The sequence below is a fragment of the Enterobacter sp. C6 genome (genome assembly GCF_008122455.1).
Classification (GTDB): domain Bacteria; phylum Pseudomonadota; class Gammaproteobacteria; order Enterobacterales; family Enterobacteriaceae; genus Enterobacter; species Enterobacter pseudoroggenkampii.
Map to the genome: position 1 here is coordinate 1 of NZ_QPFW01000203.1, position 20,615 is coordinate 20,615.

The 20,615-nt window shown below is 54.9% G+C and carries 17 protein-coding genes and 1 pseudogene; 9 read left to right on the plus strand and 9 right to left on the minus strand.

Translation table 11 applies throughout. The annotated features are described in order from the left end of the window. The 9 genes and pseudogenes from tuf to rpoC all read left to right on the plus strand — a co-directional run. Positions 1 to 129 (plus strand): annotated as a pseudogene (gene tuf / locus DOU50_RS09150) (elongation factor Tu); the annotation flags it as partial. 225 nt (positions 130 to 354) lie between these two features. After that, a complete protein-coding gene (gene secE, locus DOU50_RS09160) occupies positions 355 to 738 on the plus strand; it encodes a preprotein translocase subunit SecE (RefSeq protein WP_014068449.1) in 384 nt (127 codons plus the stop codon). Between the two features lies 1 nt (position 739). Further along, complete coding sequence (nusG, locus tag DOU50_RS09165) at positions 740 to 1,285, plus strand: transcription termination/antitermination protein NusG (RefSeq protein WP_002438628.1); 546 nt, start codon at positions 740 to 742, stop codon at positions 1,283 to 1,285. 156 nt (positions 1,286 to 1,441) lie between these two features. Further along, complete coding sequence (gene rplK, locus DOU50_RS09170) at positions 1,442 to 1,870, plus strand: 50S ribosomal protein L11 (protein ID WP_008503452.1); 429 nt, start codon at positions 1,442 to 1,444, stop codon at positions 1,868 to 1,870. A gap of 3 nt (positions 1,871 to 1,873) precedes the next feature. Beyond that, a complete protein-coding gene (gene rplA, locus DOU50_RS09175; protein ID WP_006810530.1) occupies positions 1,874 to 2,578 on the plus strand; it encodes a 50S ribosomal protein L1 in 705 nt (234 codons plus the stop codon). 291 nt (positions 2,579 to 2,869) lie between these two features. Next, positions 2,870 to 3,367, plus strand: a complete 498-nt coding sequence (rplJ, locus tag DOU50_RS09180) for a 50S ribosomal protein L10 (protein WP_005132895.1) — start codon at positions 2,870 to 2,872, stop codon at positions 3,365 to 3,367. Positions 3,368 to 3,433: 66 nt separating this feature from the next. Next, positions 3,434 to 3,799, plus strand: coding sequence for a 50S ribosomal protein L7/L12 (rplL, locus tag DOU50_RS09185; protein WP_002445276.1), 366 nt, complete (start codon positions 3,434 to 3,436; stop codon positions 3,797 to 3,799). A gap of 319 nt (positions 3,800 to 4,118) precedes the next feature. After that, positions 4,119 to 8,147: a DNA-directed RNA polymerase subunit beta gene (rpoB, locus tag DOU50_RS09190; RefSeq protein ID WP_024908260.1), complete on the plus strand. Its 4,029-nt coding sequence runs from the start codon at positions 4,119 to 4,121 to the stop codon at positions 8,145 to 8,147. Between the two features lie 76 nt (positions 8,148 to 8,223). Next, positions 8,224 to 12,447 (plus strand): DNA-directed RNA polymerase subunit beta', encoded by a 4,224-nt coding sequence (gene rpoC, locus DOU50_RS09195; RefSeq protein WP_023309968.1) that lies wholly within the window; start codon positions 8,224 to 8,226, stop codon positions 12,445 to 12,447. Positions 12,448 to 12,504: 57 nt separating this feature from the next. Here the strand turns inward: rpoC and DOU50_RS09200 are convergent, their stop codons facing one another. The 9 genes from DOU50_RS09200 to thiC form a co-directional block, all read right to left on the minus strand. Next, a complete protein-coding gene (locus tag DOU50_RS09200; RefSeq protein WP_008503455.1) occupies positions 12,505 to 12,822 on the minus strand; it encodes a PTS lactose/cellobiose transporter subunit IIA in 318 nt (105 codons plus the stop codon). Further along, positions 12,822 to 13,130 carry a PTS sugar transporter subunit IIB gene (locus tag DOU50_RS09205; RefSeq protein ID WP_023334100.1) on the minus strand — a complete coding sequence of 103 codons (309 nt, stop codon included), beginning with the start codon at positions 13,128 to 13,130 and terminating at the stop codon, positions 12,822 to 12,824. The genes DOU50_RS09200 and DOU50_RS09205 overlap by 1 nt, the downstream gene beginning before the upstream one ends. A 180-nt stretch (positions 13,131 to 13,310) precedes the next feature. Further along, entirely contained in the window at positions 13,311 to 14,852 is a 1,542-nt protein-coding gene (locus tag DOU50_RS09210) for a sensor domain-containing diguanylate cyclase (RefSeq protein ID WP_148769240.1), read from the minus strand. Positions 14,853 to 15,188: 336 nt separating this feature from the next. Next, complete coding sequence (gene thiH / locus DOU50_RS09215) at positions 15,189 to 16,316, minus strand: 2-iminoacetate synthase ThiH (protein WP_048990373.1); 1,128 nt, start codon at positions 16,314 to 16,316, stop codon at positions 15,189 to 15,191. Beyond that, positions 16,313 to 17,083 (minus strand): thiazole synthase, encoded by a 771-nt coding sequence (thiG, locus tag DOU50_RS09220; protein WP_023334103.1) that lies wholly within the window; start codon positions 17,081 to 17,083, stop codon positions 16,313 to 16,315. Before thiG ends, thiH begins: the two co-directional genes overlap by 4 nt. 1 nt (position 17,084) lies before the next feature. After that, a complete protein-coding gene (thiS, locus tag DOU50_RS09225) occupies positions 17,085 to 17,285 on the minus strand; it encodes a sulfur carrier protein ThiS (protein WP_024908257.1) in 201 nt (66 codons plus the stop codon). Next, on the minus strand, positions 17,269 to 18,024 hold the full coding sequence (locus DOU50_RS09230) for a HesA/MoeB/ThiF family protein (RefSeq protein WP_024908256.1): 756 nt from the start codon (positions 18,022 to 18,024) through the stop codon (positions 17,269 to 17,271). The genes thiS and DOU50_RS09230 overlap by 17 nt, the downstream gene beginning before the upstream one ends. Then, positions 18,011 to 18,652: a thiamine phosphate synthase gene (gene thiE, locus DOU50_RS09235; RefSeq protein WP_024908255.1), complete on the minus strand. Its 642-nt coding sequence runs from the start codon at positions 18,650 to 18,652 to the stop codon at positions 18,011 to 18,013. Before thiE ends, DOU50_RS09230 begins: the two co-directional genes overlap by 14 nt. Further along, positions 18,652 to 20,547, minus strand: a complete 1,896-nt coding sequence (gene thiC, locus DOU50_RS09240; RefSeq protein WP_148769241.1) for a phosphomethylpyrimidine synthase ThiC — start codon at positions 20,545 to 20,547, stop codon at positions 18,652 to 18,654. Before thiC ends, thiE begins: the two co-directional genes overlap by 1 nt. Between the last annotated feature and the right edge of the window lie 68 nt (positions 20,548 to 20,615).

Sequence of the window (20,615 nt, forward strand, 5' to 3'; positions counted from 1 at the left end):
CCAGGCGACAACATCAAGATGGTTGTGACTCTGATCCACCCAATCGCGATGGACGACGGTCTGCGTTTCGCAATCCGTGAAGGTGGCCGTACCGTTGGCGCGGGCGTGGTTGCTAAAGTTCTCGGCTAATCGCTGATAACATTTGACGCAATGCGCATGAAAAGGGCATCATTTGATGCCCTTTTTGCACGCTTTCACATCAGAACCTGGCTCATCAGTGATTATTTTTGTCATAATCATTGCTGAGACAGGCTCTGCAGAGAGCGTATAATCCCTAAAGGGATTATTTCGATTTGGCTCGCCTCGCAATCGCGGGGTGAAATTATTTGTAGAATTCTTCTGACAGGTTGGTTTATGAGTGCGAATACCGAAGCTCAAGGGAGCGGGCGCGGCCTGGAAGCGATGAAGTGGGTCGCTGTTGCCGTGCTGCTGATTGTGGCAATCGTTGGCAACTATCTTTATCGTGACATGATGCTGCCGCTCCGCGCGCTGGCAGTGGTGATTCTGATTGCTGCAGCGGGCGGTGTCGCGCTGTTGACGACTAAAGGTAAAGCAACCGTTGCTTTTGCACGTGAAGCGCGTACCGAAGTCCGTAAGGTCATTTGGCCGACTCGCCAGGAAACATTGCACACCACGCTGATCGTAGCGGCGGTTACCGCTGTAATGTCACTGATCCTGTGGGGACTGGATGGTATTCTGGTTCGCCTGGTTTCCTTTATTACTGGCCTGAGGTTCTAAGATGTCTGAAGCCCCTAAAAAGCGTTGGTACGTCGTTCAGGCGTTTTCCGGTTTTGAAGGCCGCGTAGCAACGTCGCTGCGTGAGCATATCAAATTACACAACATGGAAGAGTTATTTGGCGAAGTTATGGTTCCGACCGAAGAAGTGGTTGAGATCCGTGGCGGCCAACGTCGCAAAAGCGAGCGTAAATTCTTCCCGGGTTACGTGCTGGTTCAGATGGTGATGAACGACGCGAGCTGGCACCTGGTGCGCAGCGTACCGCGCGTGATGGGCTTTATCGGCGGCACGTCTGACCGTCCGGCGCCAATCAGCGACAAAGAAGTTGATGCGATTATGAACCGCCTGCAGCAGGTGGGTGATAAGCCGCGTCCTAAAACGCTGTTTGAACCGGGTGAAATGGTCCGTGTTAGCGACGGTCCGTTTGCTGACTTTAATGGCGTCGTTGAAGAAGTGGACTACGAGAAGTCCCGCCTGAAAGTTTCTGTTTCTATCTTCGGTCGTGCGACCCCGGTAGAGCTGGACTTTGCGCAGGTCGAAAAAGCCTAAGCAGCGATCAAAAAAGCGGCGATTTAATCGTTGCACAGGGCGCGAGATTGGAATACAATTTCGCGCCTTTTGTTTTTATGGGCCCCGGCCCGTAAAACGAATTTTATTCACGGGGAGCCTCCCTGAGGCGCTATCACCCAATCAGAGGATTTTAGAATGGCTAAGAAAGTACAAGCCTACGTCAAGCTGCAGGTTGCAGCTGGTATGGCGAACCCAAGTCCACCAGTTGGTCCAGCTCTGGGTCAGCAGGGTGTGAACATCATGGAATTCTGCAAAGCGTTCAACGCCAAAACCGAATCCCTGGAAAAAGGTCTGCCAATCCCAGTCGTAATCACTGTTTACGCTGACCGTTCTTTCACTTTCGTTACCAAAACCCCTCCAGCAGCAGTTCTGCTGAAGAAAGCGGCTGGTATCAAGTCTGGTTCCGGTAAACCGAACAAAGACAAAGTGGGTAAAATTTCCCGCGCTCAGCTGCAGGAAATCGCGCAGACCAAAGCTGCCGACATGACTGGTGCCGACATTGAAGCGATGACTCGCTCAATCGAAGGTACTGCACGTTCCATGGGCCTGGTAGTGGAGGACTAAGAAATGGCTAAACTGACCAAGCGCATGTCCGTGATCCGTGACAAAGTTGATGCGACCAAACAGTACGACATCAACGAAGCTATCGCTCTGCTGAAAGAACTGGCAACTGCTAAGTTCGTTGAAAGCGTTGACGTTGCCGTTAACCTCGGCATCGACGCGCGTAAATCCGATCAGAACGTTCGTGGCGCAACTGTACTGCCACACGGTACTGGCCGTTCCGTACGTGTAGCTGTATTTGCTCAGGGTGCAAACGCTGAAGCTGCTAAAGCTGCTGGCGCTGAACTGGTAGGTATGGAAGATCTGGCTGATCAGATCAAGAAAGGCGAAATGAACTTTGACGTTGTTATTGCTTCTCCAGATGCAATGCGCGTTGTTGGCCAGCTGGGCCAGGTTCTGGGTCCACGCGGCCTGATGCCAAACCCGAAAGTTGGTACTGTAACCCCTAACGTTGCTGAAGCGGTTAAGAACGCTAAAGCAGGTCAGGTTCGTTATCGTAACGACAAAAACGGCATCATCCACACCACCATCGGTAAAGTGGACTTTGACGCTGACAAACTGAAAGAAAACCTGGAAGCTCTGCTGGTTGCGCTGAAAAAAGCAAAACCAACTCAGGCGAAAGGCGTGTACATCAAGAAAGTTAGCATCTCCACCACCATGGGTGCAGGTGTTGCAGTTGACCAGGCTGGCCTGAGCGCTGCTGCAAACTAATGCCTTTACGTGGGCGGTGATTTTGTCTACAATCTTACCCCCACGTTTGCTAACGAAAGTTAGCGGCTAAAAGATTTGTTCGTTGGAGCCTGGCCTAATCCAGGCCTCCGTCGAAGACCGCAGGTGTTTCGCAAGAGACTTAATCCCCTGCGTAGACGGTGACAGAACGCTAAGATTATTTTTGGATACTCTGGCTTGTTTCTGCTCACCGTATTAAGACGCTCTTTCCGTTGGGAAGAGTGAAGTGAGTTCCGGAACATGAGTTCCGGCAAACATCCAGGAGCAAAGCTAATGGCTTTAAATCTTCAAGACAAACAAGCGATTGTTGCTGAAGTCAGCGAAGTAGCCAAAGGCGCGCTGTCTGCAGTAGTTGCGGATTCCCGTGGCGTTACTGTAGACAAAATGACTGAACTGCGTAAAGCAGGTCGTGAAGCTGGCGTATACATGCGTGTTGTTCGTAACACCCTGCTGCGTCGCGTAGTTGAAGGTACTCAGTTCGAGTGCCTGAAAGACACGTTTGTTGGTCCGACCCTGATTGCATACTCTATGGAACACCCGGGCGCTGCTGCTCGTCTGTTCAAAGAGTTCGCGAAAGCGAATGCAAAATTTGAGGTCAAAGCTGCAGCCTTTGAAGGTGAGTTGATCACGGCATCGAACATCGATCGCCTGGCAACCCTGCCGACCTACGAAGAAGCAATTGCACGCCTGATGGCAACCATGAAAGAAGCTTCGGCTGGCAAACTGGTTCGCACTCTGGCTGCTGTTCGCGATGCGAAAGAAGCTGCTTAATCGCAGTTATCTTTATAAAGCATTTGCTTACGTATAAACTTATTCTGATTTTCAGGAACAATTTAAATGTCTATCACTAAAGATCAAATCATTGAAGCAGTAGCAGCTATGTCCGTAATGGACGTTGTAGAGCTGGTTTCTGCAATGGAAGAAAAATTCGGTGTTTCTGCTGCTGCTGCTGTAGCTGTAGCTGCGGGCCCGGCTGAAGCTGCTGAAGAAAAAACTGAATTCGACGTAATTCTGAAAGCTGCTGGCGCTAACAAAGTTGCTGTTATCAAAGCAGTACGTGGCGCAACTGGCCTGGGTCTGAAAGAAGCTAAAGACCTGGTAGAATCTGCTCCAGCTGCGCTGAAAGAAGGCGTGAGCAAAGACGACGCAGAAGCACTGAAAAAATCTCTGGAAGAAGCTGGCGCTGAAGTTGAAGTTAAATAAGCCAACTTTTCTGGTTGCAGCCTAAGTAATTAGGCTGATGGCTGGTGACTTTTTAGTCACCAGCCTTTTTGCGCTGTAAGGCATCAGTAGCATTTCACACTGTTTGACTGCTGATTGTCCTGACAATGCATGTTTCTATCGACGACTTAATATATTGCGACAGGGTGCTCGCTCTGTGTAAATCGCGACGAAATGATTTAAGCGTGATAGCAACAGGTATTGCGGAAAGTATTCAATTTTCCGGTCCACAAAATGGTGTTGCACAAACTGTCCCTTCGTCGGACAGATGGGTCGACTTGTCAGCGAGCTGAGGAACCCTATGGTTTACTCCTATACCGAGAAAAAACGTATTCGTAAGGATTTTGGTAAACGTCCACAAGTTCTGGACATTCCATATCTCCTTTCTATCCAGCTTGACTCGTTCCAGAAGTTTATCGAGCAAGATCCTGAAGGGCAGTACGGTCTGGAAGCAGCCTTCCGCTCCGTGTTCCCGATTCAGAGCTACAGCGGTAACTCCGAGCTGCAGTACGTCAGCTACCGCCTTGGCGAACCGGTGTTTGACGTTCAGGAATGTCAGATCCGTGGCGTGACCTATTCCGCACCGCTGCGCGTAAAACTGCGTCTGGTGATCTACGAGCGCGAAGCGCCGGAAGGCACCGTAAAAGACATTAAAGAACAAGAAGTCTACATGGGTGAAATTCCACTCATGACTGACAACGGTACTTTCGTTATCAACGGTACTGAGCGTGTTATCGTTTCCCAGCTGCATCGTAGCCCGGGCGTCTTCTTCGACAGCGATAAAGGTAAAACACACTCTTCCGGTAAAGTACTGTATAACGCACGCATCATTCCTTACCGTGGTTCATGGCTGGACTTCGAGTTCGATCCAAAAGACAACCTGTTTGTCCGTATCGACCGTCGTCGTAAACTGCCTGCAACCATCATTCTGCGTGCACTGAACTATACCACTGAGCAGATCCTGGACCTGTTCTTTGAGAAAGTGATCTTTGAAATCCGCGACAACAAGCTGCAGATGGAGCTGGTGCCGGAACGTCTGCGTGGTGAGACCGCGTCGTTCGACATCGAAGCCGACGGCAAAGTGTATGTGGAAAAAGGTCGCCGTATCACCGCGCGCCACATCCGCCAGCTGGAAAAAGATGATATCAAACTCATCGAAGTTCCGGTTGAGTACATTGCTGGAAAAGTAGCCGCGAAAGATTACGTTGACGAGTCAACGGGTGAGCTGATCTGCCCGGCGAACATGGAGCTGAGCCTGGATCTGCTGGCTAAGCTGAGCCAGTCTGGCCACAAACGTATCGAAACGCTGTTCACCAACGATCTGGACCACGGTGCGTATATCTCTGAGACTATTCGCGTCGACCCAACCACCGATCGTCTGAGCGCGCTGGTAGAAATCTACCGCATGATGCGTCCTGGTGAGCCACCAACTCGCGAAGCGGCGGAAAGCCTGTTCGAGAACCTGTTCTTCTCCGAAGACCGCTACGATCTGTCCGCGGTTGGTCGTATGAAGTTCAACCGTTCTCTGCTGCGCGACGAAATTGAAGGTTCCGGTATCCTGAGCAAAGACGACATCATCGAAGTGATGAAGAAGCTCATCGATATCCGTAACGGTAAAGGCGAAGTGGACGATATCGACCACCTCGGCAACCGTCGTATCCGTTCCGTAGGCGAAATGGCGGAAAACCAGTTCCGCGTTGGCCTGGTACGTGTAGAGCGTGCGGTGAAAGAGCGTCTGTCTCTGGGCGATCTGGATACCCTGATGCCTCAGGATATGATCAACGCCAAGCCGATTTCTGCAGCAGTGAAAGAGTTCTTCGGTTCAAGCCAGCTGTCTCAGTTCATGGACCAGAACAACCCGCTGTCTGAGATTACGCACAAACGTCGTATCTCTGCACTCGGCCCAGGCGGTCTGACCCGTGAGCGCGCAGGCTTTGAAGTTCGAGACGTACACCCGACGCACTACGGTCGCGTATGTCCAATCGAAACGCCTGAAGGTCCAAACATCGGTCTGATCAACTCCCTGTCCGTGTACGCACAGACGAACGAATACGGTTTCCTCGAGACCCCGTACCGTAAAGTGACCGACGGTGTTGTAACCGACGAAATTCATTACCTGTCTGCTATCGAAGAAGGCAACTACGTTATCGCTCAGGCGAACTCCAACCTGGATGACGAAGGCCACTTTGTAGAAGATCTGGTTACCTGCCGTAGCAAAGGCGAATCCAGCTTGTTCAGCCGCGACCAGGTTGACTACATGGACGTATCCACCCAGCAAGTGGTATCCGTCGGTGCGTCCCTGATCCCGTTCCTGGAACACGATGACGCCAACCGTGCATTGATGGGTGCGAACATGCAACGTCAGGCCGTTCCAACTCTGCGCGCTGATAAGCCGCTGGTTGGTACCGGTATGGAACGTGCTGTTGCCGTTGACTCCGGTGTTACTGCGGTTGCTAAACGTGGCGGTACTGTTCAGTACGTCGATGCATCCCGTATCGTTATCAAAGTTAACGAAGACGAGATGTATCCGGGCGAAGCAGGTATCGACATTTATAACCTGACCAAATACACCCGTTCTAACCAGAACACCTGTATCAACCAGATGCCTTGCGTATCTCTGGGTGAGCCAGTTGAGCGCGGCGACGTGCTGGCAGACGGTCCGTCCACCGACCTCGGTGAACTGGCGCTCGGTCAGAACATGCGCGTAGCGTTCATGCCGTGGAACGGTTACAACTTCGAAGACTCCATCCTCGTCTCCGAGCGTGTGGTTCAGGAAGATCGTTTCACCACCATCCACATTCAGGAACTGGCATGTGTGTCCCGTGACACCAAGCTGGGGCCAGAAGAGATCACCGCTGACATCCCTAACGTGGGTGAAGCTGCGCTCTCCAAACTGGATGAATCCGGTATCGTTTACATCGGTGCGGAAGTGACCGGCGGCGACATTCTGGTTGGTAAGGTTACGCCTAAAGGTGAAACCCAGCTGACGCCAGAAGAGAAACTGCTGCGTGCAATCTTCGGTGAGAAAGCGTCTGACGTTAAAGACTCTTCTCTGCGCGTACCAAACGGTGTTTCCGGTACGGTTATCGACGTTCAGGTCTTCACCCGTGACGGCGTTGAGAAAGATAAGCGTGCGCTGGAAATCGAAGAGATGCAGCTCAAACAGGCGAAGAAAGACCTGTCTGAAGAACTGCAGATCCTCGAAGCGGGTCTGTTCAGCCGTATCTATGCGGTGCTGGTTGCCGGTGGCGTTGAAGCTGAGAAGCTCGACAAACTGCCACGCGATCGCTGGCTGGAACTGGGCCTGACCGACGAAGAGAAACAAAATCAGCTGGAACAGCTGGCTGAGCAGTATGACGAACTGAAACACGAGTTCGAGAAAAAACTCGAAGCGAAACGCCGCAAAATCACTCAGGGCGACGATCTGGCACCAGGCGTGCTGAAGATTGTTAAGGTGTATCTGGCCGTTAAACGTCAGATCCAGCCTGGTGATAAGATGGCAGGTCGTCACGGTAACAAGGGTGTTATCTCTAAGATCAACCCGATCGAAGATATGCCGCACGATGCTAACGGTACGCCGGTAGATATCGTACTGAACCCGCTGGGCGTACCGTCTCGTATGAACATCGGTCAGATCCTGGAAACCCACCTGGGTATGGCTGCGAAAGGTATCGGCGACAAGATTAACGCCATGCTGAAGCAGCAGGAAGAAGTCGCGAAACTGCGCGAATTCATCCAGCGTGCCTACGATCTGGGTACCGATGTGCGTCAGAAAGTCGACCTGAATACCTTCAGCGATGAAGAAGTGCTGCGCCTGGCTGAGAACCTGAAAAAAGGTATGCCAATCGCAACGCCGGTCTTCGATGGTGCGAAAGAAGCTGAAATTAAAGAGCTGCTGCAACTGGGTGGTCTGCCAACGTCTGGTCAGATTACGCTGTTTGACGGCCGTACCGGTGAACAGTTCGAGCGTCCGGTAACCGTAGGTTACATGTACATGCTGAAACTGAACCACCTGGTCGACGACAAGATGCACGCTCGTTCTACCGGTTCTTACAGCCTGGTTACTCAGCAGCCGCTGGGTGGTAAGGCACAGTTCGGTGGTCAGCGCTTCGGGGAGATGGAAGTGTGGGCGCTGGAAGCATACGGCGCGGCATACACCCTGCAGGAAATGCTCACCGTTAAGTCTGATGACGTGAACGGTCGTACCAAGATGTATAAAAACATCGTGGACGGCAACCATCAGATGGAACCGGGCATGCCAGAATCCTTCAACGTACTGTTGAAAGAGATTCGTTCGCTGGGTATCAACATCGAACTGGAAGACGAGTAATTCTCGCTCAAACAGGTCACTGGTGCCGGGTTAACCCCCGGCACCGGATTGTGCTAACTCCGACGGGAGCAAATCCGTGAAAGATTTATTAAAGTTTCTGAAAGCGCAGACTAAAACCGAAGAGTTTGATGCGATCAAAATTGCTCTGGCTTCGCCAGACATGATCCGTTCATGGTCTTTCGGTGAAGTTAAAAAGCCGGAAACCATCAACTACCGTACGTTCAAACCTGAGCGTGACGGCCTTTTCTGTGCGCGTATTTTCGGGCCAGTAAAAGATTACGAGTGCCTGTGCGGTAAGTACAAGCGCCTGAAACACCGTGGTGTGATCTGTGAGAAGTGCGGCGTTGAAGTGACCCAGACCAAAGTGCGTCGTGAGCGCATGGGCCACATCGAGCTGGCGTCTCCGACCGCTCACATCTGGTTCCTGAAATCTCTGCCGTCCCGTATCGGTCTGCTGCTGGATATGCCGCTGCGTGATATCGAACGTGTTCTGTACTTCGAATCTTATGTGGTAATCGAAGGCGGGATGACGAACCTGGAACGTCATCAGATCCTGACTGAAGAGCAGTATCTGGACGCGCTGGAAGAGTTCGGTGACGAATTCGACGCGAAGATGGGTGCGGAAGCTATTCAGGCCCTGCTGAAGAGCATGGATCTGGAGCAAGAGTGCGAGCAGCTGCGTGAAGAGCTGAACGAAACCAACTCCGAAACCAAACGTAAAAAGCTGACCAAGCGTATCAAACTGCTGGAAGCGTTCGTTCAGTCTGGTAACAAACCAGAGTGGATGATCCTGACCGTTCTGCCGGTTCTGCCGCCAGATCTGCGTCCACTGGTTCCGCTGGATGGTGGTCGTTTCGCAACGTCCGATCTGAACGATCTGTATCGTCGCGTTATCAACCGTAACAACCGTCTGAAACGTCTGCTGGATCTGGCTGCGCCGGACATCATCGTACGCAACGAAAAACGTATGCTGCAGGAAGCGGTAGATGCCCTGCTGGATAACGGTCGTCGCGGTCGTGCGATCACCGGTTCTAACAAACGTCCTCTGAAATCTTTGGCCGATATGATCAAAGGTAAACAGGGTCGTTTCCGTCAGAACCTGCTCGGTAAGCGTGTTGACTACTCCGGTCGTTCTGTAATCACCGTAGGTCCATACCTGCGTCTGCATCAGTGCGGTCTGCCGAAGAAAATGGCACTGGAGCTGTTCAAACCATTCATCTACGGCAAGCTGGAGCTGCGTGGCCTGGCCACCACCATCAAAGCCGCGAAGAAAATGGTTGAGCGTGAAGAAGCTGTCGTTTGGGATATCCTGGACGAAGTTATCCGCGAACACCCGGTACTGCTGAACCGTGCACCAACCCTGCACCGTTTGGGTATCCAGGCATTTGAGCCAGTCCTGATCGAAGGTAAAGCTATCCAGCTGCACCCGCTGGTTTGTGCGGCATATAACGCCGACTTCGATGGTGACCAGATGGCTGTTCACGTACCGCTGACGCTGGAAGCCCAGCTCGAAGCGCGTGCGCTGATGATGTCTACCAACAACATCCTGTCTCCAGCGAACGGTGAGCCAATCATCGTTCCTTCTCAGGACGTTGTATTGGGTCTGTACTACATGACCCGTGACTGTGTTAACGCCAAAGGCGAAGGCATGGTGCTGACTGGCCCGAAAGAAGCTGAGCGTATTTACCGCGCTGGCCTGGCCTCTCTGCATGCGCGCGTTAAAGTGCGTATCACCGAATACGAAAAAGATGAAAACGGCGAATTCGTTGCGAAAACCAGCCTGAAAGACACGACCGTTGGCCGTGCGATTCTGTGGATGATCGTACCGAAAGGTCTGCCTTTCTCCATCGTCAACCAGGCGCTGGGCAAGAAAGCGATCTCCAAAATGCTGAACACCTGTTACCGCATTCTGGGTCTGAAGCCGACCGTTATCTTCGCTGACCAGACAATGTATACCGGCTTTGCTTATGCAGCGCGTTCAGGTGCATCTGTTGGTATCGATGACATGGTCATCCCAGAGAAGAAACACGAGATCATCTCTGAAGCGGAAGCCGAAGTTGCTGAGATCCAGGAGCAGTTCCAGTCTGGTCTGGTTACCGCGGGCGAACGCTATAACAAAGTTATCGATATCTGGGCAGCGGCGAACGATCGTGTATCCAAAGCGATGATGGATAACCTGCAGACCGAAACCGTGATTAACCGTGACGGCGTAGAAGAGCAGCAGGTTTCCTTCAACAGCATCTACATGATGGCCGACTCCGGTGCGCGTGGTTCCGCAGCACAGATTCGTCAGCTGGCAGGTATGCGTGGTCTGATGGCGAAGCCAGATGGCTCCATCATCGAAACGCCAATCACCGCGAACTTCCGTGAAGGTCTGAACGTACTCCAGTACTTCATCTCCACGCACGGTGCTCGTAAAGGTCTGGCGGATACCGCACTGAAAACAGCGAACTCCGGTTATCTGACGCGTCGTCTGGTTGACGTTGCCCAGGATCTGGTTGTGACCGAAGACGATTGTGGCACCCTCGAAGGTATCACCATGACCCCTGTTATCGAGGGTGGTGATGTTAAAGAGCCACTGCGCGATCGCGTTCTGGGTCGTGTGACCGCGGAAGACATTCTGAAGCCGGGTACTGCAGACATTCTGGTTCCACGCAACACGCTGCTGCACGAGCACTGGTGTGACCTGCTGGAAGCGAACTCTGTTGACTCAGTGAAAGTGCGTTCCGTTGTATCCTGTGACACCGACTTTGGTGTATGTGCGCACTGCTACGGTCGTGACCTGGCGCGTGGCCACATCATCAACAAAGGTGAAGCAATCGGCGTTATCGCGGCACAGTCTATCGGTGAGCCGGGTACACAGCTGACGATGCGTACGTTCCACATCGGTGGTGCGGCATCTCGTGCGGCTGCTGAATCCAGCATCCAGGTGAAAAACAAAGGTAGCATCAAGCTCAGCAACGCGAAGTCTGTTGTTAACTCCGCAGGCAAGCTGGTTGTGACCTCTCGTAACACCGAGCTGAAACTGATCGACGAATTCGGTCGTACCAAAGAGAGCTATAAAGTGCCTTACGGTGCGGTTATGGCGAAAGGTGATGGCGAGCAGGTTGCCGGCGGTGAAACCGTTGCAAACTGGGATCCACACACCATGCCGGTTATCACCGAAGTAAGTGGTTTCATCCGCTTTACTGACATGATCGACGGCCAGACCATTACTCGTCAGACCGACGAGCTGACCGGTCTGTCTTCTCTGGTGGTTCTGGATTCTGCTGAACGTACTACCGGTGGTAAAGATCTGCGTCCTGCGCTGAAAATCGTTGATGCTCAGGGTAACGACGTTCTGATCCCTGGTACCGACATGCCTGCGCAGTACTTCCTGCCGGGTAAAGCGATCGTTCAGCTGGAAGATGGCATTCAGATCGGTGCGGGTGATGCTCTGGCGCGTATTCCACAGGAATCCAGCGGTACCAAGGACATCACCGGTGGTCTGCCACGCGTTGCGGACCTGTTCGAAGCACGTCGTCCGAAAGAGCCTGCAATCCTGGCTGAAATCAGCGGTATCATCTCCTTCGGTAAAGAGACCAAAGGGAAACGCCGTCTGGTTATCACTCCAGTAGATGGTAGCGAACCGTACGAAGAGATGATTCCTAAGTGGCGTCAGCTCAACGTGTTCGAAGGTGAACGTGTAGAACGTGGTGACGTGGTTTCCGATGGTCCAGAAGCGCCGCACGACATTCTGCGTCTTCGTGGCGTACACGCGGTAACGCGTTACATCACCAACGAAGTGCAGGACGTTTACCGTCTGCAGGGCGTTAAGATTAACGATAAGCACATCGAAGTTATCGTTCGTCAGATGCTGCGTAAAGCAACCATCGAAAACGCAGGCAGCTCCGAGTTCCTGGAAGGCGAGCAGGTTGAATACTCACGCGTCAAGATCGCTAACCGCGAACTGGAAGCGAACGGCAAAATCGGTGCGACCTTCTCGCGCGATCTGCTGGGTATCACCAAAGCGTCTCTGGCAACCGAGTCCTTCATCTCTGCAGCATCGTTCCAGGAAACGACTCGTGTCCTGACCGAAGCCGCTGTTGCTGGTAAGCGTGATGAACTGCGCGGTCTGAAAGAGAACGTTATCGTGGGTCGTCTGATCCCGGCGGGTACCGGTTATGCGTACCACCAGGATCGTATGCGTCGTCGTGCTGCGGGCGAACTGCCAGCTGCACCGCAGGTAACTGCTGAAGATGCATCCGCGAGCCTGGCAGAACTGCTGAACGCAGGTCTGGGCGGTTCCGACAACGAGTAATCGTTGAGTCGCTAATAAAAAACCCGCCTCGGCGGGTTTTTTTACATCTGCATGTTTTCAATTCACCAGCGGGATCCGTCGATAAAGCTCAATCATATCGCCCGCCAGATCCTGAATGACCATCGCGTTCATCAGGTGATCCTGAGAGTGAACGGTGATCAGATTAACCGGAAGCTTCCCGGTTCCCTCATCAAGACCGATAAGCTGCGTCTGGATCGTGTGCGCATGCTTCACATATTCACGCGACTCTTCCATCGCTTTTTCTGCTTCGTCAAACTCACCTTTACGCGCCATCTGTAACGCCGTCAGGGCCGCACTGCGCGCCGCGCCTGCGTTGACCAGCAGTTCCATAATCGTGGTTTCTAAGTCTTCCATTATGACTCCAGAAGTTTGAGCGCTTTTTCCAGTACGGCATCACCTTTCATCATGCCGTAATCCATCATGTCGATCACCGCGACCTTTTTACCTAGCGGCTCGGCCTGTGCCTGGAGTTTGGCCTGCTCGTATTTAACCTGTGGCCCCAGCAATACGATGTCGGCCGTCGCGATGTTGTCTTTAAACTCCGCAACCGGAACGGCTTTAATCGTGACTTCAACCCCTTTTTTCTGCGCGGCGTCTTTCATACGTTGAACCAGCATGCTGGTTGACATTCCCGCTGCACAGCATAAAACGATGTTCTTCATAATCAGCCTCGATCTACATGTGTTTATTGATAATTATCCCGTGCAGACCGCTTCAACAACCGGTTTACCGCGATTGTGTGTCAGGCATCACAAAGAAACCGGCGATTTTCTGAAACCGGTTACAATTTTGCATTGTCGGGTACCCGGCCTGTGGAAACGGGCAGGGTGAAAGAGGGGGGATTAGCTGATGGACGTTCGGTTGATGCGGTTTTTGCCCTGCTGTTTGGCGCTGTATAGGGCGTTATCAACGCTTCCGATAAAGTGCTCCAGCGGTTCAAAATGCCACTCCCCAAGACCGCCGCTGAACGTAACCCGCAGGTTTTCTTCCCGCCAGACACGTTTTTCAACAGCGGTACGCCATGCTTCCAGTAATGAGAGCGCAGAAGTCATCTGCTCAGCCTGGAAAATTACCGCAAACTCTTCTCCACCATAACGGTAAAGCGAGACGTGATGTGGCTGCATGATCTGGAGCCCTTCGCGGGCCACGTTACGCAGAACGATATCACCGGTCAGGTGGCCCAGCGTGTCGTTAATCGACTTGAAGTTATCGATATCCACCAGCGCCATCGTGAAAGGCTGCTGGGTATTTAGCAGCTCTGCTATATCGCTATCAAACGCGCGGCGGTTTTTACAGCCCGTCAGCGCATCGTGGGTGGCCTGGCGCACATAGGCCATTTCACGCTCTTTATTGGACTGAATCGTGTGGCTCAGCATCGCTTCCAGGCGCGGCGCCTCGCTGACGTCGCCGGTTTTGATGGCATTGATAATATGCATCAGCACGCTACGCGAGGCGTGGCGGAGGTATAAGCCGAAGAGGATGATGATGATGGCCGCCAGCGCAAACCCCCAGCCAACAATCGTCGTTTCGTGGCGGGTAATATCGGTGAGCGTTGCATCCGATACCCGGTAAATGACAAACCAGTCCGGGTTGGTAAACGAGTAGTAGTAATACCAGGCGTTGCTTTTCTTGTCGTAAAGGTGGCCTTCACCGCTGGTCATTTTGTCCATCAGCGCTTCGCTCACGTACTGCTTGAAGAGCGCGCCGGTATCCGGATGCAGCACCACAGCACCGTCACGCTCGACGACGAAAAATTCCCCCTGAACGGGCGCCACCATCTGACGCAGGGTGTAGCCCATTGATGTCAAATCGAGATGAAACGCGAGCGTTCCCTTCAGTCTGCCTTCTGGTGAAATCACTGGCTTATAAAGAGTGACCGTGGGATGCCCCGTAAAGTAATCCATATAAGGACGGGTATAGTGGCTGAAGATGCTGGCTTCCGCCTGAGCGACAAACCACGGTCGCGTCCGGGGATCGAAGGTTTTACTCTTCTCCGTGGGGAGCACTTCCGGTGCGCGGAGGTAATGCCCCTGCGTGTCCGCCAGCGAGATGGAGGAGACGGTCGGCATCAGGTTCTGCAAATGCATCATCATCTGCAGCCCTTGCGTCGGATTGACGTTCAGCGTCTCGTTTAGCCTGTCGTCACGTGCAAAGTACATCGCGGAACGGCCCAGGATATAGTCGTTTTCACGCAGGATAGATTCGGTGTAGTTCACCGCCAGGTTGTGCGTGAAATTGCTATTGATCTTATGATAATCCTCAAGAAAATCCTTTCGTTGCGATAGCGTCACCGCGATCGCGATCACCGCAAAACTGCAGAGGATCCCCGCGAAGCTGAGCATGATTGGCCGGGTAAAAGAGAGCTTTTTGCTGTGAAGTGCCATGAGCTGTACATCGTTCCTGATGGTGAATACTGTTCGTCTGCCGATATCCTCTCAGCATAGTCGCTGTCCTGCGGTTAGCGGTGAATTATACGGCACACGATTTCTGACGGGATGATTTATCTTAAGAACCATTAAGAAAATACTTATTCACCAGGCTGGAGCCGTTTGTGCAATGAACCAGAGGCAGGGCGAAACGAGGAAGAAGCTTTTCGCCCTGGTCAGCATCCGTTGCTGACCGTTTGACAATAAAAAACCGGACGATCGCTGACAATCCTCCGGTTTTGCCTTTTCGTCGCGCCTCGACAATTTTTTATGATGTTGCAGTGCGTTTCAACGTCACTGCGAGGCTCTTCCCAGCCAGCTGTCCCAGTCTTTCCAGACAGGCTGAAGACCCTGCGCCGTCAGAGCGGCGGCGACCGCTTCCGGACGTCGTCCGTCATGCGGCGCAAACTGCTCGAGCTCCGGATGATCGTCGGCGTAGCCGCCAGGCTGTGTTTTGGAAAACGCGCTGACGTTGTTAATCGCAAGCGGGATAACGCGATCGCGAAACGCCGGGGACTCACGCGTTGAGAGCGATAATTCCACTTCCGGAGCGAGCAGGCGAAACGCGCAGATGGTTTGCACCAGCTGGCGTTCATCCATCAGCGAAGCCGGTTCAATCCCGCCCGCGCAGGGCCTCAGACGCGGGAAGGAGATGGAATAACGGCTCTGCCAGTAGCGCTGCTGAAGCCACAGCAAATGTTCCGCCACCATGTAACAATCCACCCGCCAGCTGTCGGAGAGCCCGATCAGCGCACCCAGACCGATTTTGTCGATGCCGGCGCGACCCAGCCTGTCCGGCGTTTCCAGCCGGAAAAAGAAATCCTGTTTCTTACCCTTCAGGTGGTGCCGGGCGTACGTCGCCTCGTGGTAGGTTTCCTGGTAGACCATGACCCCGTCCAGCCCGAGGGTTTTGAGCTCCGCGTACTCCTCCTGCGCCAGGGGCTGTACTTCCATATGCAACGACGCAAACTGACGACGGATGGCGGGAAGGTGCTGACGGAAATAGTCCATTCCCACTTTTCCCTGATGTTCGCCCGTGACCAGCAGAAGATGTTCAAAGCCCATTTCACGAATAGCCGCACACTCACGGGCAATCTCACCTTCATCGAGCGTTTTACGTTTGATGCGGTTGCTCATGGAGAAGCCGCAATAGGTGCAGTCATTGGCGCACAGGTTTGAGAGATAGAGCGGCACGTAGAAACTCACCGTGTTGCCAAAACGCTGGCGGGTGAGCCGCTGTGCTCGCTGGGCCATCGGTTCGAGGTACGCACTGGCCGCCGGGGAGAGCAGGGCCATCAGATCCTCGCGGGTCAGATGGCGGGCATTTAGCGCACGCTCCACGTCAGCCGCCGTTTTGCTGTTGATGCGCAGGGCAATGTCGTCCCAGTTAAGCTGCCGCCAGCGCTCGGTAAACGTGCTCATGAGATCGCCTCCAGAAAACCGGTCAGCGGGCTGGTGGCCTGCGCCTGGAAACTGCGCGAGCCGGGGCCGGACTCCCTTGCCAGCAACCCAGCCTCTACGGCCATGCGGAACGCACGCGCCATCATGACCGGATCGTCGGCAACCGCGATGGCCGTATTCACCAGCACCGCGTCGGCGCCCATCTCCAGCGCCTGTGCGGCATGGCTGGGCACGCCAATGCCCGCATCAACCACCACCGGCACGGTAGCCTGCTCAATAATGATTTCCAGCATCGCACGGGTCTCCAGCCCCTGGTTGGAGCCAATGGGGGCGCCCAGCGGCATGACGGCGGCGCAGCCGACCTCTTCCAGCCGTTTGCACAGAACAGGGTCGGCGCCGCAGTAAGGGAGGACGGTAAACCCTTGCTGCACCAGCTTTTCTGCCGCTTTCAGCGTTTCGATAGGGTCGGGCAGCAGCCAGCGGGCGTCAGGATGAATTTCCAGCTTCAGCCAGCGGGTGCCGAGCGCCTCGCGGGCCAGCTGCGCGGCGAAAATCGCCTCTTCGGCCGTTTTGGCGCCGGAGGTGTTGGGCAGCAGCGTGACGCCTGCCTCCAGTAAAGGCGCCAGAATGGCATCGCTGTGATGACGCAGATCCACGCGCTTGAGCGCCAGCGTCACCAGCTGGCTGCCGCTTTCGCGAATGGCATCCACCATCAGCTGCGGCGAGGCGAATTTTCCGGTTCCGGTAAACAGATGTGAATCAAAGACTTTATCGGCAATACGTAACATCTCAGCCCCCTGCGATAACCTGAAACAGCAGGATCTGGTCGCCGTCATTGACCTGCTGATGTTCCCACTGCTCGCGCGGCAGGATCTGTTGATTGAGCGCCAGCGCCGTTCCCGGTTTGAGCTGACGCAGCTTGTCGAGCAGTACCGCAACGGTGAGCCCGTCTTCGCATCTCATCGGCTCATCGTTAAACAGAATGCGCATCGCGGCCTCCACATACCGGGCAGCGGCTGGCGCGGCGTAACGCCAGCTGGCGCCAGCCGGCTGAGCGGGCATCAAACAGCCGCAGCGTATTGCGTTCCGTCTCCATGCCGCTGAGCAGCTTGATGGCTTCCAGCGCCTGCATGGTGCCCATTACGCCGACCACCGGACCAAGAATGCCCGCCGTCCGGCAGTTGCGCGCTGGCTCGGCATCATCCGGCCACAGACAGCGATAGCAGCCCTGCGTCCACGGTGGCGTCAGAACCATCATCTGCCCGCCAAACCCCACCGCGCTGGCGGTGATAAGCGGCGTATGATTTGCCACGCACGCGGCGTTAATCGCCTGGCGCGTCGCCATGTTGTCGGTACAGTCCAGCACCACATCGGCAAGGGCGACTTCACGGTGCAGGCTTTCACCGCTAAGACGCTCCTGTAAGGCAATCAGCTCGATATCCGGGTTTAGCTGGTTCAGCCGCTGCCGGGTGATTTGCGCTTTCGGCTGGTTGATATCCTCGGTGGTAAAGAGGATTTGTCGCTGCAGGTTGCTGAGGTGAACCTCGTCGTCGTCGGCCAGCACCAGCGTACCGATACCTGCACCTGCCAGATAAAGCGCGGCGGGCGCGCCTAATCCGCCCAGACCGACAATCAGCACCCGGCTGGCGAGCAGCTTTTGCTGCCCATCGATGGCGATATCTTCCAGAAGGATCTGACGGCTGTAGCGCATAAAATCACGATCGTTCATCGTCAGCTCCTGCCAGCTGTAACAGCTGTTCGGTGGCGGACTGCCAGTCTGCAGCCTGGGTGATGGCGCTGACGACGGCGATGCTGCCGACGCCGGTCTCCAGCACCGCCGGGGCGCGTTCAAGGCTGATTCCGCCGATGGCGACGGTGGGGTAATCGGCAAGGCGTTTAACGTGACTCGCCAGCTGCGTCAGACCCTGCGGTGCGGAGGGCATCTGCTTGGTTTGCGTCGGGAAGACGTGGCCCAGCGCGATGTATGAGGGACGGGCCGCCAGGGCCACGTCGATCTCCATGTCATCGTGCGTTGACACGCCAAGACGCAGCCCGGCTTCACGGATAGCGCTCAGATCCGTTGTTTCGAGGTCTTCCTGACCCAGATGCACGCCGTACGCCCGGTGCTTAACGGCCAGCCGCCAGTAATCGTTGATAAACAGGCGGGCGTTATACCGACGCCCCAGCGCGATGGCGGCAACCACATCGGCTTCCACCTCGTCATCGCGCTTATCCTTGATGCGCAGCTGGAGGGTGCGAACGCCTGCCTCCAGCAGTCGCTCTATCCACGCCACGCTGTCCACCACCGGATAGAGCCCTAAACGGTAGGGGACGGGTGGGAAATCGGGCTGGTACATTACGCCTCCTCTTTTTTGAGGTAGATTTCGCCGCCTTTGGCGCGGAAGGTTTCAGACATGTCCGCCATGCCCACTTCAATGGTTTGCGCGGCGGCGTAGTCACGCACTTCCTGGCTGATTTTCATCGAGCAGAATTTTGGCCCGCACATAGAGCAGAAGTGCGCGACTTTGCCTGATTCCTGCGGCAGGGTCTCGTCGTGATAGGCGCGAGCGGTGAACGGATCCAGCGCCAGGTTGAACTGGTCTTCCCAGCGGAATTCAAAGCGCGCCTTCGACATGGCGTTATCGCGGATTTGCGCCCCCGGGTGGCCTTTGGCCAGATCCGCCGCGTGGGCGGCAATTTTGTAGGTAATCAGCCCCTGCTTCACGTCCTCTTTGTTTGGCAGGCCGAGGTGCTCTTTCGGCGTCACGTAGCAGAGCATGGCGCAGCCGAACCAGCCGATCATCGCCGCGCCAATGCCTGACGTGAAGTGGTCATAGCCCGGCGCAATATCGGTGGTCAACGGTCCCAGGGTATAGAACGGGGCCTCATGGCAGTGCTCCAGCTCTTCGGTCATGTTGCGGCGGATCATCTGCATCGGCACATGTCCCGGCCCCTCAATCATTACCTGCACGTCATACTCCCAGGCGATTTTAGTCAGCTCGCCCAGCGTGTGCAGCTCGGCAAACTGCGCTTCGTCGTTGGCGTCGCGGATGGAGCCCGGACGCAGTCCGTCGCCCAGCGACAGGGAGACGTCATAGGCGGCGCAGATTTCGCAGATCTCGCGGAAGTGTTCGTAGAGGAAGTTTTCCTGGTGATGGGAGAGGCACCACTTCGCCATGATGGAACCGCCGCGCGAGACGATGCCGGTCAGACGCTTCGCCGTCATCGGCACGTAGCGCAGCAGCACGCCCGCGTGAATGGTGAAGTAGTCCACGCCCTGCTCGGCCTGCTCCAGCAGCGTGTCGCGGAACGCTTCCCAGGTGAGGTCTTCGGCAATGCCGTTGACCTTCTCCAGCGCCTGATAAATCGGGACGGTGCCAATCGGCACCGGGCTGTTACGCAGGATCCATTCGCGGGTTTCGTGAATATAGCGGCCGGTGGAGAGGTCCATTACCGTGTCCGCGCCCCAGCGCGTGGACCAGACCAGCTTTTCCACCTCTTCTTCGATGGAGGAGGTGACGGCCGAGTTACCGATGTTCGCGTTGACCTTCACCAGGAAGTTGCGGCCGATAATCATCGGCTCGGATTCCGGGTGGTTAATGTTGGCGGGGATAATCGCGCGCCCGGCGGCCACTTCGTCACGCACAAACTCCGGCGTGATGTTCTCCGGCAGGCGAGCGCCAAAGCCTTCACCCGGATGCTGATAGCGCAGCACTTCGCTACGGATGCGCTCGCGACCCATGTTTTCGCGGATGGCGATGAATTCCATTTCCGGCGTGACGATGCCCTGGCGGGCGTAGTGCAGCTGGGTCACGCATTTGCCCGCTTTAGCGCGTTTTGGCGTCAGCAGGCCGGTAAAGCGCAGCTCGTCCAGACCGTCGTCGGCCAGGCGCTCTTTGGTGTACGCAGAGCTGCGCACGCTCAGTTCCTCGCAGTCGTTGCGCGCATCAATCCACGGCTGGCGCAGCTTAGCCAGACCCTGCTGGACGTTGATGGCAACATCAGGGTCGCCGTACGGACCGGAGGTGTCATACACCGGCACGGCTTCGTTGTCTTCGTACTGCGGATTCTCTTTGCTGCCGCCGATAAGCGTCGGGCTGAGCTGGATTTCGCGCATCGGGACGCGGATATCGGCCTGCGAGCCGGAAATGTAGATGCGTTTCGAGTTCGGGAAAGCGGTGCCTTCCAGGGTGTCGATGAAGTGTTGGGCCTGTGCGCGCTGTTCGCGGCGGGTCAGTTTTGCAGTAGACATAGCTCATTCCAAAAGTGAAGGACATGGCTTGTCAGACGACGGATGAAGCAAGAGAGGATCGCCCGGGG